This is a genomic window from Priestia sp. BR_2, assembly GCF_041954005.1.
Taxonomy (GTDB): domain Bacteria; phylum Bacillota; class Bacilli; order Paenibacillales; family Paenibacillaceae; genus Paenibacillus_AQ; species Paenibacillus_AQ lautus_A.
Window position 1 is genome coordinate 241,502 of sequence record NZ_JAVFHM010000312.1, and the last position, 13,370, is coordinate 254,871.

Annotated in this window: 11 protein-coding genes; 3 read left to right on the forward strand and 8 right to left on the reverse strand. The window is 52.8% G+C overall.

All coding sequences use genetic code 11. The annotated features are described in order from the left end of the window. Window positions 1-213: 213 nt before the first annotated feature. Complete coding sequence (locus RB298_RS27885; RefSeq protein ID WP_096776399.1) at window positions 214-2,109, reverse strand: PrkA family serine protein kinase; 1,896 nt, start codon at window positions 2,107-2,109, stop codon at window positions 214-216. A 264-nt stretch (window positions 2,110-2,373) separates the two neighbouring features. Here RB298_RS27885 and RB298_RS27890 point away from each other — a divergent pair, with 264 nt between their 5' ends. After that, window positions 2,374-3,153, forward strand: coding sequence for a DUF2161 family putative PD-(D/E)XK-type phosphodiesterase (locus RB298_RS27890; RefSeq protein ID WP_486049611.1), 780 nt, complete (start codon window positions 2,374-2,376; stop codon window positions 3,151-3,153). A 135-nt stretch (window positions 3,154-3,288) separates the two neighbouring features. Here the strand turns inward: RB298_RS27890 and RB298_RS27895 are convergent, their stop codons facing one another. Together RB298_RS27895 and RB298_RS27900 are read right to left on the reverse strand one after the other, a co-directional pair. Then, on the reverse strand, window positions 3,289-4,503 hold the full coding sequence (locus RB298_RS27895; protein ID WP_096776401.1) for an aminotransferase-like domain-containing protein: 1,215 nt from the start codon (window positions 4,501-4,503) through the stop codon (window positions 3,289-3,291). Window positions 4,504-4,614: 111 nt separating this feature from the next. Continuing rightward, window positions 4,615-5,271, reverse strand: coding sequence for a DNA-binding response regulator (locus RB298_RS27900; protein ID WP_009595829.1), 657 nt, complete (start codon window positions 5,269-5,271; stop codon window positions 4,615-4,617). A gap of 380 nt (window positions 5,272-5,651) precedes the next feature. On the opposite strand from RB298_RS27900, the gene RB298_RS27905 reads away from it, so the two are divergent. Both RB298_RS27905 and RB298_RS27910 read left to right on the forward strand, forming a co-directional pair. Further along, window positions 5,652-6,059: a hypothetical protein gene (locus tag RB298_RS27905; RefSeq protein ID WP_009595774.1), complete on the forward strand. Its 408-nt coding sequence runs from the start codon at window positions 5,652-5,654 to the stop codon at window positions 6,057-6,059. Beyond that, window positions 6,056-7,141 carry a phosphodiester glycosidase family protein gene (locus tag RB298_RS27910; protein ID WP_015737103.1) on the forward strand — a complete coding sequence of 362 codons (1,086 nt, stop codon included), beginning with the start codon at window positions 6,056-6,058 and terminating at the stop codon, window positions 7,139-7,141. Before RB298_RS27905 ends, RB298_RS27910 begins: the two co-directional genes overlap by 4 nt. A 290-nt stretch (window positions 7,142-7,431) precedes the next feature. Here RB298_RS27910 and RB298_RS27915 read toward each other — a convergent pair whose 3' ends face one another. From RB298_RS27915 to RB298_RS27935, 5 genes are all read right to left on the reverse strand, one after another. Beyond that, complete coding sequence (locus RB298_RS27915) at window positions 7,432-7,686, reverse strand: AbrB/MazE/SpoVT family DNA-binding domain-containing protein (protein WP_009595823.1); 255 nt, start codon at window positions 7,684-7,686, stop codon at window positions 7,432-7,434. A 198-nt stretch (window positions 7,687-7,884) separates the two neighbouring features. Beyond that, the gene (gene trmL / locus RB298_RS27920) at window positions 7,885-8,349 is read right to left on the reverse strand and encodes a tRNA (uridine(34)/cytosine(34)/5-carboxymethylaminomethyluridine(34)-2'-O)-methyltransferase TrmL (protein ID WP_036659940.1); all 465 of its coding nucleotides are present in this window, start codon (window positions 8,347-8,349) and stop codon (window positions 7,885-7,887) included. 132 nt (window positions 8,350-8,481) lie between these two features. Then, a complete protein-coding gene (serC, locus tag RB298_RS27925; protein WP_096776402.1) occupies window positions 8,482-9,570 on the reverse strand; it encodes a 3-phosphoserine/phosphohydroxythreonine transaminase in 1,089 nt (362 codons plus the stop codon). 102 nt (window positions 9,571-9,672) lie between these two features. Beyond that, window positions 9,673-10,557, reverse strand: coding sequence for a hypothetical protein (locus RB298_RS27930; protein ID WP_096776403.1), 885 nt, complete (start codon window positions 10,555-10,557; stop codon window positions 9,673-9,675). 78 nt (window positions 10,558-10,635) lie between these two features. Continuing rightward, window positions 10,636-13,362: a GH36-type glycosyl hydrolase domain-containing protein gene (locus RB298_RS27935; RefSeq protein WP_486049616.1), complete on the reverse strand. Its 2,727-nt coding sequence runs from the start codon at window positions 13,360-13,362 to the stop codon at window positions 10,636-10,638. Window positions 13,363-13,370 lie beyond the last annotated feature (8 nt).

The window sequence follows — 13,370 nt, forward strand, 5'->3', positions numbered from 1 at the left end:
AAAAATCCACTCCTAAATAGGTGATCCATATCACAGGTTCAAGTACTTAGGGTCCATTATAGCCTATATTTACCACCTCGGCATAATCCCAAAGTCCTAATTGTGTGTAGATTTGCACATACAATCGGGCAATCCCCTCCAAACGAGGAGAAGCCACCCGGTTCCACGGGCGGCTTCTTCAGACATTCCGCTTATGCTATTCCTTATTCGGTCTTACCGGTTTAACAGGCTGCCCACGTAACGCAGCAGCTCATTGGCGCATACCGGGCAGTACCCGTGCTCCTCGATCAGCCTGGAGCTTACCTCGTTGATCCGTTTCAGCTGCACGGCATCCGGCGTTTTGGTCGAGGTCGTAATTTTGACGATGTCCTTGAGGTCCGTGAACAGCTTCTTCTCAATCGCTTCCCGAAGGCGCTCATGATTATGGTACTCGAACTTTTTGCCCTTGCGGGAATAAGCCGAGATACGAATCATGATTTCCTCCCGGAACGCCTTCTTTGCGTTCTCCGAGACGCCGATCTGCTCCTCGATCGAGCGCATTAATCTTTCGTCCGGATCCATCTCCTCGTCGGTCAACGGATCGCGGATTTTCGTCCAGTTGCAGAACGCTTCGATGTTATCCAAATAATTCTCGAACAGCGTCTTGGCGGACTCCTCGAAGGAATACACAAAAGCCTTCTGGACTTCCTTCTTGGCCAGATCGTCATACTCCTTGCGAGCGGCGGCAATGAAATTCAGGTAGCGTTCCCGCTCCTCCTTGGCAATGGACGCATGCTGATCCAGCCCATCCTTGATCGCCCGCAGCATATCCAGCGCGTTAATGCACTGAAGATCCTGCTTAATCAAAGCACTGGATATCCGGTTGATGACATAACGCGGATCGATGCCGGACATGCCTTCCTCCAGATATTCGTTCTGCATCTCCTTCAGGTCCGCTTCCTTATAACCTTCAACCTCCACCCCGTCGTACATGCGCATCTTCTTGATCAGATCCATGCCCTGCTTCTTCGTTTCCTTCAGGCGCGTCAAGACGGAGAATATCGCGGCAGATCGAAGCGCGTGCGGCGCGATATGGATATGCTTCATGTCGCTTTGGCCGATCAGCTTCGAGTAAATCTTCTCCTCGTCGCTGACTCGCAGATTATACGGGATCGGCATGACGATCATCCGGGATTGCAGGGCCTCGTTTTTCTTATTGGCAATGAACGCCTTATACTCGGATTCGTTGGTATGGGCCACGATCAGCTCATCCGCGCTTATCAGCGCGAACCGGCCCGCCTTAAAGTTCCCTTCCTGGGTCAGGGAGAGCAAGTTCCATAGAAATTTTTCGTCGCATTTCAGCATCTCCTGGAATTCCATCAAACCGCGGTTCGCTTTGTTTAACTCGCCGTCGAACCGGTAGGCGCGCGGATCCGATTCGGAGCCGTATTCCGTGATGGTGGAGAAATCGATGCTGCCGGTCAAATCGGCAATATCCTGCGACTTGGGATCCGACGGACTGAACGTGCCGATGCCGACCCGGTTCTCCTCGGAGATCAATATCCGCTCGACTTCAACCTTTTCGATATCGCCGCCGTACTCGGTTTTAAGACGAAGCTGGCAGGCCGGGCACAAATTCCCCTCGATTCGGACGCCGAGCTCCTTCTCGATCTCCGGTCTTAGCTCCATCGGAATCAAATGCAGCGGCTCTTCCTGCATCGGGCAGCCGGCGATCGCGTATACCGCTCCCCGGTCGGTGCGGGAATGCTTCTCGAGGCCGCGCTTCAGCATCGTGACAAGCGTGGATTTGCCGCCGCTGACAGGTCCCATAAGCAGCAGTATGCGTTTGCGCACATCGAGCCTGCGGGCTGCAGAATGGAAGTACTCCTCCACGAGTTTCTCGACAGCCCGGTCGAGGCCGAAGATTTCCTGTTCAAAAAACTTATATTTTTTCTGGCCCCCGCTCTCTTCGAAACCGTAGGATTCGATCATGTCATATACACGGGCATGGGCCGTCATGGCTGGAGAGGGATCCTTCTTAAGTATTTCAATGTATTCCCTGAATGTGCCGCTCCACGCCAAACGGTCGCCTTCTGCCCGATACGATGCTATGCGTTCGAAAATATCCATATCGCTACCTCCTATGAGTCTGTTTATGGGGATTGGCTTCCATTCCACAGCGTCATTAGAAAACATTCCATTATCGAAAAAGTGTATTACATACCTATGCGGCTTGCTTGGAATAGTTGACCTTATTTTCGAAGTCACGCGTATGCTTTTTTATCTAACCACCGGTTCATTCTACACTCGGGTACGCCGCGAAAGCAGTCCCCATGCTATACTGAAATTACATTGACGTAACATTAGCAACTTTCGATTAAAAGGAGAGTCATCATGGCGATAAAGCATGAAGCCGAGCTGTACGCTCCCCTGAAGGCCTTTTTTGAATTAAACGGATATGAAGTCAAAGGCGAGGTACGAAATTGCGATCTGGTCGGCATGAAAGACGGCGCCGATGAACCGCTGATCGTGGAGATGAAAAAAACGTTCAATCTGGCCCTGCTGCTCCAGGGCATTGAGCGGCTGAAGCTGACCCCGTACGTATACCTGGCCGTCGAGAAGAGCCGGGCGAAGAAAGGAGCGGTCAACCAGCGCTGGTCCGAGCTGACGGGGCTTTGCGGACGACTGGGATTGGGGCTCATCACGGTCACCTTCTACAAAACCAAGGCGCCCTTCGTCGAGGTGCTCTGCGAGCCGGAGATGGCCGTGCAGAAGGGCCGCACCGCCATTAGGCGCAAGGAACGCCTGCTGTACGAGTTTCGGGAGCGCAGCGGCGATTACAACACGGGCGGAGTGACGAGGGCCAAGCTGGTCACGGCTTACCGCGAGAAAACGCTGCGCGTTGCTGCTGCCATGAATGCAGCGGAAGCGGAGCAGCGCAGCATGCACGAAGCGGCCCCCGATGGGCGTGAGCTCCAAGAAAAAGCTCTCCCTGCAGTGCCGCCCGGCATTTCTCCCGCGGCTGTGCGGGATCGGAGCGGCGTGGGTTCGGCGGCAGACATTCTGCAGCGCAACTACTACGGCTGGTTCCGTCGGGTGAGCCGCGGACGCTACGTGCTGACGCCGGCAGGCGTGCAGGCCTTGGCAGACTATGCCAACGTATTGAAATCATAATGATTGAATATAGACCGGATCTTGAAACCCATACAAATCCGCCAACGAAAAAAAGCTGCGGATTGAGCCTATCAGCCTGGCTCGATCCGCAGCTTTGCTATGTTCAACGCGTTCGTAAAAGGAACTCTTCCATGTCTAATTCCGGGCCGTAAATTCCATCACGGCTTCGCTGATGAGATTCATCCCGAGCAGCAGCTCATCCCGCCCGGGATGCGTAAAATTCAGCCGGATGCACTCCCTGGTTCGATCTGCCGCCGAGCACATCGAGCCCGGAAGGAATGCCGCTCCCTTCAGCAAGGCCGCCCTTAGGAGCGCATCCCCGTCCAATCCTGGGGGCAGCTGCACCCAGAGAAACATCCCGCCGGGCGGTACCGCGTACCTCGAATCCTTCCATGCGCTGCGTTTCAGCAGCTCCACCATCAGCTTGAGCCTCGTTGCGTACTCCCGGTTGAGCATGTCGATATGATCCTCCAGCTTAAAATGCTTCGATTCCAGCAGATGGTGCAGCATCCGCTGGTTGAGCATGCTGGATTGCCAGTCGGCCATCTGCTTCACGGCCGTCATCATCTCGATCAATCGCCGGCTCCCGGCGGCCCATCCCGTTCGAAGCGCGGGGGCTACGGTTTTGCTGAAAGAGCCTACATACAGAACATGTCCTCCCTGCGGCTCTTCGAGCGAGAAGATGGAAGGAATGCGGGGCTTCGCATTCTTGGCATCCGCGAAATGAAGGTCGCCGTACGAATCATCCTCCACGACAAGAAGCCCATGCGAGACGCATAGCTTCAGCACCTGCTGACGCCGTTCCAAACTCCACATGACGCCGGTCGGATTGGTAAAATTAGGCGCGGCCATAAGCAGCTTCGGCTTATGCTGCCGGATCATGGCCTCCAGATGCTCTGGCAGCATCCCGTCATGATCTCCCTCCACAGGAACGATGACGGCACCTTGAAGACGCAGCACCTGAAGCAGTCCGGGGGAGGTCGGGTTCTCCACCAGCACCGGATCCCCAGGGTCCACGTACACCCTGACCAGCAAATCGATCGCCTGCTGGGTGCCTGTCGTCAGCAAAATATGCTGGGGCTGGACGCTCAGGCCTTTCCGCCGGGAGAAGTCCTCGCTCAGCCACTCGCGGAGCGGCCCATAGCCTTCCGCCTCACCGTACTGCAGGGCCAGCGGGTCCTCGGACAGCACCGATGTCGCTGCCTCCGCCAGAGAATGCAAAGGGAATAACTCTTCGGCCGGCAGCTCTTCCGCCAAGGAAATAAAAGAATCCCGCTTCGCAAGTTCCCTGATATCGCGCAGCGGGGATGACAAAAGGGTCTGTGCACGGGAAGCAAAGGAATACTGCATGGAAGTCCCCCCTCTAACCGTTATCAAAACCTCGGTTTTGTATTCAGGAGCCTCTTATATAACCTCTAAAAGGTATTCCTGATATTTATATATTATAACCTTAATCCTGCATTAGGCATAAATTTGCCTGCCTTGGCGGGTATACAGGGCATACTTCTCGATGGCCTGCGCACGGGTGGAAACCCCGAGCTTCACGTATATTTTGCGAAGGTAGTTGTCGATCGAGCGGCGGCTTACCTGAATTTCCATGGCGATTTTGTCGTACGTAATGCCCTGGACGATCCGTTCCATTATAAAAGCCTCCGTCTCGGAGAGCTGGAGCCCGCCTTCGTTCATCGCAGAGGCCGTCAGCGGCCAGATGCCTTGCCTTACCCAGTCGAGCGGCAGCGAGGCAACGCCCTCCCGTAGTCCGGTAATCATATGTATGAGCTGGAAAGTGGATGCCTGCTTGGACAACAGGCCGCTCGCGCCGCGACTGATCAAAGACTGGAGCAAGGGAAGCCCGTCATTATCGGTCATAATGACGACATGGGTCTTCGGTGACAGCAGCTTCATCTGCTCCAACACCGCTTCGGACGTATGATCCGACAAATGATAATCCAATAGTACCAAGTCAGGAAGCAAATCCTCGACCATTCGAAGCCCTTCCGAACCCGAGGATGTCATTCCCTCTACGAGCAGATCCTGCTGCTCTTCCAAAATCAATTTCGTTCCCAGCATGCTTGTAGGTTGACTTCCGACGATAACTACCCGCCAAACCTGATTCATTTTCTAATAGACCTCCTGTATCAACAAACTTGGCTCTCTAGCATCTCTATTAAGTAAGCGCCGTCAATTCCTTGCGTTACCGTCATGCGAATTCCCGTTGTTTGCAGATATGGACAGACGCAAATTCCAGCCGTTATTCGCATAGAAAAAAGGTTAATTAATCCTATAGGCGCAGGGATTATGACGGCATGCATGGCGAATGTCTTATATGTATCCTAATTGATAATCAAATCTATACAGATTGTATCCCACTCTAACTTTCTAAGCAATCTCTTTTTCATAAAAACAAGTGCTATTGGTTCGTCTTTGCGAAAGTAATCCTGACATGATAGAATGATACCTGGAAAAAATGATAGATTTTGAGGGGTGATGAAATGCCAATGTTGGAGCCGGAAAACAATACCCCCTATAAATCCCGTGAGGAAGTGCATCAAAAGGGGCCATCCGCCAAATGGTTCTGGGTATTTTGGATTGTGCTGATCGGGCTGGGTACCACCGCAGCCTACCTATATAGCAATCATTTGAAAGAGCAAGTCGTGGTGCAGCTGCAGCAGGATACGCGCCAGGAGATGGCGGCATTCAAAGCGGAGTACGATCAAAGGTTTAACGAGCTGGTTCAGGAAATGGACGAGATGCAGAGCAAGGTTCAGTCGTTTAATGAGCTTCTGACCTTTACCAAGGATCAGGCTAGCGGCAAGACGGACAACAGCAACAAGCTGTACAGCCAATTAAGCCAAGTCGAGAAACAGCTGAAAGAGCTGGAACGCAAGATGGAGCTGCTGAAGTGAGAAAACTGAAGTATATCCGTCCTAAACAGTTAAACCGCACGTTTATGCTTGCCATTGCACCATTTATCGGGATGCTGCTGTGCATGTGGTTAATTACCGAGCCGCCGCGCCTGTCGCACGAAACCGCGGAGTACATACCGTCGGGCAGCATATCGGAACAATCCGCCGTGATCAAGCAGGATTTGGATCAAGCTGCAGTCTCAGCAGAACAGACGATATCCTCCATTGAAAAAACGGCCAAGCTCTATCGGCAGACGACCGCTACGGTAGGAACCATTCTGCAAACAGCGGAATCACAGGCCGCGCGGCCGGAGCAAATCTATAATCGCCGGATTACAGCCAAACTGGGTGTCCCGATCGAGACGGTCAACAGCGACCGGATTCGAATCGAATTGTACAAGATCAATCCGGGCACCTATCATGGCTATGCGATGAAGGTCAAACTGAAGGATCCTTCCGCAATGAAGATGTCGCTCGGCAGCGAAAGCGGCAGACCCGGATCCGTCGAAACCACGATGCGCGCCGTAAGCCGGCATGGCGCCGTTGCGGGGATTAATGCCGGCGGATACGCTGACGGGAACGGGGGCAGACATCCGCTGAGCACGACCTTTTACGACGGCAAATACGTCTCGGGATTTCAACCGAGCTTTAAGGATCTGGCCTTTGTCGGCCTAAGCAAATCCGGCAAGCTGATCGGCGGCAAGTTCTACAGCCAGAGCGACCTTGACCGGCTCGATCCGATGTTCGGGGCCACCTTTGTGCCGGTGCTGCTCCAAAACGGCAGAAAAACGACGATCCCGGACAAATGGAAAACGACTCCCGGCCGGGCACCACGCACGGTCATCGGCAATTACAAGGACGATCAGCTGCTCATCCTCGTTACCGAAGGATATGATGAGAAGGGGAAATCGGGAGCCACGCTGCAAGAGCTGCAAACCAAACTGAAAAAAATGGGCGTGATCGACGCCTATAACCTGGATGGCGGCGGTTCCGCATCCCTTGTTCTGAACGGACGCGTCGTGAACAAGCCGTCGGACGGCAGTCTGCGGCCGGTACCCACGCACTTCTTGTTTTTCAAATGATAGAGTCGGCACTCATATTCTCGTTTATTTTTTGGCCCAAGGTGGTTATAATAAAGTTAGCTTAGCAGGAGGTGGCATGAATGTCGTTCTCATTAACATTTTGGATCGTCATGCTCGTATTCGCCCTTTATATGGTTGGCATTTGGACCGCGGCATACAACGATGACAAAACCAAAGGCCTGTAAGGCGACTCCCTCGTATATCGGGGGAGTTTTATTTTTTTTCGGACAAAAAAGGCACCGCTCATCAGCGATGCTCAAAAGGAATTTCATCGTTCACATATAAGGACATTAGGCATGTTTAGGAAGCTGCTGCATTTCGGACATGCATTGCGAACAGATATAGCGCTCCTTAAACTCGCTTACGCCGTCCATGGAGCCACAGAAGACGCATTTCGGGCGATAGCGCTCCAATATAATATGGTCCCCCTGTACAAGGATTTCTACGGGATCCCCCTCGTTCATTTGATATCTCTTGCGCAGAGACTTAGGCAGAACGATTCTTCCCAGCTGATCAACTTTACGGACAACACCAGCAGGTTTCATAACGATTGTACACCTCTTTCATTTTCAACAAGTGATTTCTGACACCACAGTTCCAGAACTGATAACAAGGGCCTAGTATAATAGTTCGATAAAAAGTTGTCGAATCCTGCTGGATGTTAAGAATTTCTTAGTTTTTTTCAACATCAACTAGGTATACTGGATGATTTTCCCCAAAAATGCGCGATTTTTCAGCTGTTCTTATTCCATACCCGGGAAATCCAGCTGGCGTAGTGCCTCATATACCATAATCGCCGCGGAGTTGGACAGATTCAACGATCGGACCTTATCCGTCATCGGCATGCGGATGCAATGCTCGGCATTTGCGGCCAGCAGTTCCGGAGGCAATCCCTTGGTTTCTTTGCCGAACACCAAAAAATCCCCATCCTGATATTCGATGTCCATGTAACGCTTGGTAGCCTTCGTCGTAGCGTAGAAATAACGCCCTTCCGGATAGAGCGCCTGCAATTCCTCAAAGGAATCGTGATATTCAATATGTACGGCGTACCAGTAATCCAGTCCGGCCCGTTTCAATGTCTTGTCGTCTGTATTAAAGCCTAGCGGACGGACCAGGTGCAGATGCGTGCCCGTGGCGGCACAGGTTCTGGCGATATTGCCCGTATTCGCTGGAATTTCCGGTTCGACTAGTACGATGTGTAATGCCATGTTGATAAGTCCACCTTTTCTTCTGTTTTATTTTATTCTTATTATAACCGATTCCATTCCGAATTCCCGGGATATCCAGAAATAACCTTCCGCCAGCTTGGCGGAAGGTTATCGTCGTCTGATCTCATGAAATTAGCTGTGGCTGTTCTTGAACTCCTGCATGAATTCCACGAGGGCCTGAGCGCTCTCGTAAGGAACGGCATTATACGCGGAAGCCCGCAAACCGCCGACGCTGCGGTGGCCCTTGAGGCCTACAAAGCCTGCTTGCTCCGAAGCCTTCACGAATTCCTTCTCCAGCTCCTCGGAGGCAAGACGGAACGTAATGTTCATATCGGAACGCACCTCTGCGTTCACGCAGCCGCGGTAGAAGCCTTCGCTGCTGTCGATGGCATCATAGATCAGACCCGCTTTCTTGCGATTCAACGCTTGAACACCTTGGAGGCCGCCCTTCTCCTCAATCCACTTCAGCACTTCGTTGATCATGTAAATGCCAAAAGAAGGCGGCGTGTTGTACAGCGAGTTATTTTTCAAATACGTATTGTAGCGAAGCATAGTCGGCAGATGTTTAGGAGAATCTGTAATCATGTCCTCTCTGACGATCACGACCGCCACGCCGGATGGTCCGAGGTTCTTCTGCGCCCCCGCATACACCATCGCGAACTGGTTCATATCGAATGGACGGCTGAGAATATCGCTTGACATATCACCGATGAGCGGAACGGAACCGGTATCCGGGAATTCCTTAAACTGGGTGCCTTCAATGGTTTCATTGGAAGTCAGATGGAGATAAGCTGCATTGTCCGACAGCTTAATGTCTTGAATGCGGGGCAGAGTCATGTATTTGCTCTCTTCGGAAGATGCCGCCACATGGGTATCGCCGATCAGCTTGGCTTCTTTGATAGCCTTGTCCGCCCAGCTTCCCGTCATCACGTAGTTCGCAACCTGGCCTTGACCCAGGAAGTTCATCGGAATCATGGCGAATTGCGTGCTTGCGCCGCCCTGGATGAACAATACCTTGTAACCGGATGGATTCCCCAGCAGGGACAGCAGGCGCTCCTGCGCTTCGTTATGAACGGCTTCATAAACGGCGCCGCGATGAGACATTTCCATAATCGACATGCCGGTATTTCCGTAATTGACGAATTCGGCCTGGGCGCGCTCCAACACTTCAAGCGGCAATGCAGCAGGTCCTGCGTTAAAATTGTATGCTCTCTTGCTCAAAAGACTCTCCACCCTTTCTCTACTATGAATGCTAATTAACGCTAATCATAGCAACAATCCCATAGACCTTCAAGTGTAATTATTCACATTAAATTGTTCCGGTTACCAGCAGAAGAATTGGTACTTTCTGCTCCAAGATCTCTTTTCTCCGGGGGCCAGGCTTAATCGAACAAACACTTCCGGCGAAATAACGTGTCCGGTCCCCCACAGGGCCATATGCGCAACCGGAAAATCGCTGATCTCCCTTACCCCCGCCCTGCGGGCACTGTGCGTCAGCTCCCATGAATATGGATAATCGCCGCCGTTGAAGCCTTTCATTCTTCCATAAAAGGGCTTATGCGGTCTGGCGGTCCAGCCTATCTCGTTATCCTGGACAGACAGCAAGTCCGAGGTATAGTCAGATTCGACCTCCGTAAACCGGACAGGAACCGGCAGCTTCAGCTTATACTCGGGTCCTACCGCTTCCTCGTTGATCCCTATGAAATTATGGACATACTCCTCCGTATCGATCCTTCGGCTTCCTTCGTTAATAAGCTCGTAATCTATCGTTAATACGGTATCTTCAATCGAGATCTTCTTCACCAATCTTGCTGCATAACCGTTTATGTTCCTGGAACGAACCGTATAGGAGATGTTCGAGTCACCCGAAATGACATCCACATCGAAAGGCTCCGCCGGATACGCATGCTGAAAGTTATACGGGGCCTCGCTGACCCGTTTAAGAAGGCCCACCCCTAATTTAGGAAACCAATCTCCAACTTCGGCCTCCGCGTACCCCATCCCTTCATGGAGTCCGAACTCGTTGCATAACCCGGACCCGGCCTGCGGGTTAAACCCTTCCGCAAACTCATGAACACAGAAGGTATGGCCGCTCTCGGTCAATTTCACCTGGGTGATGAAACCCGTGCGGTCAAAACGCGTGCCTTGATAACGTCCGACTTTCGCTATTTCGACTTCCAATCGTCCGTTCGCTAGTTGATGTCCCACAAACCATCGCTCCATTCATGATGAAGAAGCCCCGGCCGACTTGTCTGCCAGGGCTTCCGAAATTTTTATAAGTGCGGATCAGGCAAGCTCGACGTGTATCAAAGCACGTTCGCTGTCGGATAACGAGGACAGCATGCTGCGATCCAGGTCGACTGCCCTGGGATCTTGACTGCGCAGCTGTATCTTTTCACCGTTCAGCGTAACTGATTGAATCGCATAGCTTCCGTAATCCAACCGGTTTGGATTGCCGTATACGATTTGAAGCTGTTTTCCGGCAAACCCGGTAGTGACCGTGGCGTGGCCGTCGGCATCGAATTGAGCAGACCTTAGTTTCGGTTCCAGGCGAAGATGTCCACGGTTCCCTTTCACTCCAAACACCTCGGTCAGCATGGTGAGCAGCAGCCAGCTTGCCGACCCGGTTAGGTAGGGATACATCCCCCTTCCCTTCTCGTTAATGTACTCGGGAATGCCCGGATACATGCGGCTGCGTTCAAAATCCTGGCTCAGATCATAAATCGAACGCAATACCTCGTAGCCCTCTTGGACAAAACCTCTCTTATAAAGCGCATTGGCGTACATGACGCTCATATGGCTAAACATGGCCCCATTCTCTTTATGTCCGAACGCGAAGCCGAATGCCCGCCCGAGGTTTTGTTGGATCTCGCCAAAGTTCGAATTGAGGCGGTAACCGATGCTAGGGTCTTTTAAGTAACGGTCAACCGACTTCGTGATGTGCCCTACCTGTTCATCGTCCGCAATTCCGCCCATGACGGCAAAGACCTGGCCTGTTAGCGTCATGCGCACGCCCAGGGGATGATCGCCTTCCACGCGGGCGCCGTCATTATTGTAATACCCGTTAAACCAGGAGTACCCTCCTTGGCTCGTGATCCATTCGTTGCAGCGCAAATGCTGAATGAGCCAATCCGCCTTCAGCTTCAAATCCTGCACAACGTCCGCAATGCTGAATTTCCGTTTGTTCCCGGTCACGGACGCCTTGACCGCCTCATAATAGCTATCCAGCAAATTCAGCTTGCCCTGTACGTCCTCGTACGAGACGGGAGCCGTCACCGAATCGAGAAGCACCGCCATTTCCTCCGCTATTTCCACATGCTCGACGCCTTCCGTATCCTGCCACGCCAGCAGCAGATCGCCAAGCTGCATCAAATTGCTGGCATAAAACGCCGTGAAGGCCACGCTCTCCCCTCTGCCCGGAGCAAGGTCCAGACCGTCGTTCCAGTCGGCTCCCTCGAGTTTGATGTTGTTGTGTTCGCCGACGTTAAAGAACGGCACCAGATTTTGAAGCAGCATATGCTCCAGGACCGTACCTTCGTATACCTCGCCGCTGACGGTCAAGAGTCGATTCCCGTGCTCAGGCAGCCACCCGGCGTCCTTCTCCTGGCAGCGTTTTACGAATACGTCGCGGAAATAGGTCTGCGGCTGCTTCAGGAAATCCATATCCCCGCTCTGATCGATGTAAAGCAGCGTGGTCATGAAAGGCCAAGCGCCGTGATCCATCCATACGCGCGGAATGTTGTTCCGATCAGCAACGAATTCGCCCGGCTTCGTGCCGATGATCGTAGCATTGCTTCCGTCAATCCGGACGCCCGCATAGTTATTGAGCAGCAGATACCGAACCTCGGCAGGCTCCATAATCATCAAGGCCAGGCAATCCTGCCACAGGTCGCGCCATCCGCGGCCACCTCGGCCGTAATCATGATAAGGAAGAAAGGAATTCCCGTATAAACGGCGCAGGATCGGCTGCAGGGTAACCCATTTCATCCATAGATCCTGCTGAGGATCACCGGTCTGGAAGAATACCGTATTCAGTTTCTCATTCCAATAGGCTTCGTTCTGCGCAAGCAGCTCATCAAACCGCTTCTCCGATAAATACGTTTCGGACAGCCTTTCGATGTCTGCGCGATCCTTCGCTATGACCATTGCCATAACATAGGCTTTGGATTCACCGGGCCGCAGCTCCGCCTCCGCGAACCGCAGGCCGCCAAGGGCCTCGTACCCTTCCATGGAGTCTCCAGCCTGCGCATATGCCGGCTTATTGGCAATGACGGCCTCAGGCCAATCGAGAGCTCCGCCCTCCCCGATGTATTCCTCGAGCACCGGGAAATGACCGATTGGGGCTGAGCCGTCCCCCTCCGCACCCAGCACGCTGTAGGATACGCGATTGATACGGTGACCCCGTTCGTCAAACGAGAGCACGGGCTGCACTTCGACCCCTTCCCGATGGACGTAAATCCGATGCAGCAGGGATGTCACATGACGATGGTCCCGCAGATCATCCGCCGAACGGCCATACAGCGGAACAGCCGCGGTAGGGGTCAGTTTAAGCGTCTGCTGGCCTACATTGGTCAGCGTTACTTTCATTAACTCGATCTGGTCATCCGTCACCGGCACGAAGTTGGTAACTTCCGTTTGCAGCCCGGCCTCCCCGTTCATCCGCTTCAGCTTGTGCCATAGGAACCCGGCTTCCAATTGGCCCTCTTCTTCCTGATGCATGAACCGGTTCGCATTCTGCTTGGCGGAGTTTCCGGATACGGACCATGCGCCATGCCCGTCGATGTGCACCCAAAAGTTGCGCGCGGACTTGGAATTATGAAGATCCTCCACCGATACCGGCGACATCAAAAACGTATTGTGGCTGCTGGTCATTTCGCCGTGAAGATTCGGCGTGATGGCCGACATCATGCCCGCCTCGTTGACCAAAGGAAAATATAAATAGTTATGAAGTTCAGGATGACGCAGCGTAAAGACGCCCTGATCCCCCTCGAACTTCCATCCCGTTGATTTCATATCGCTTT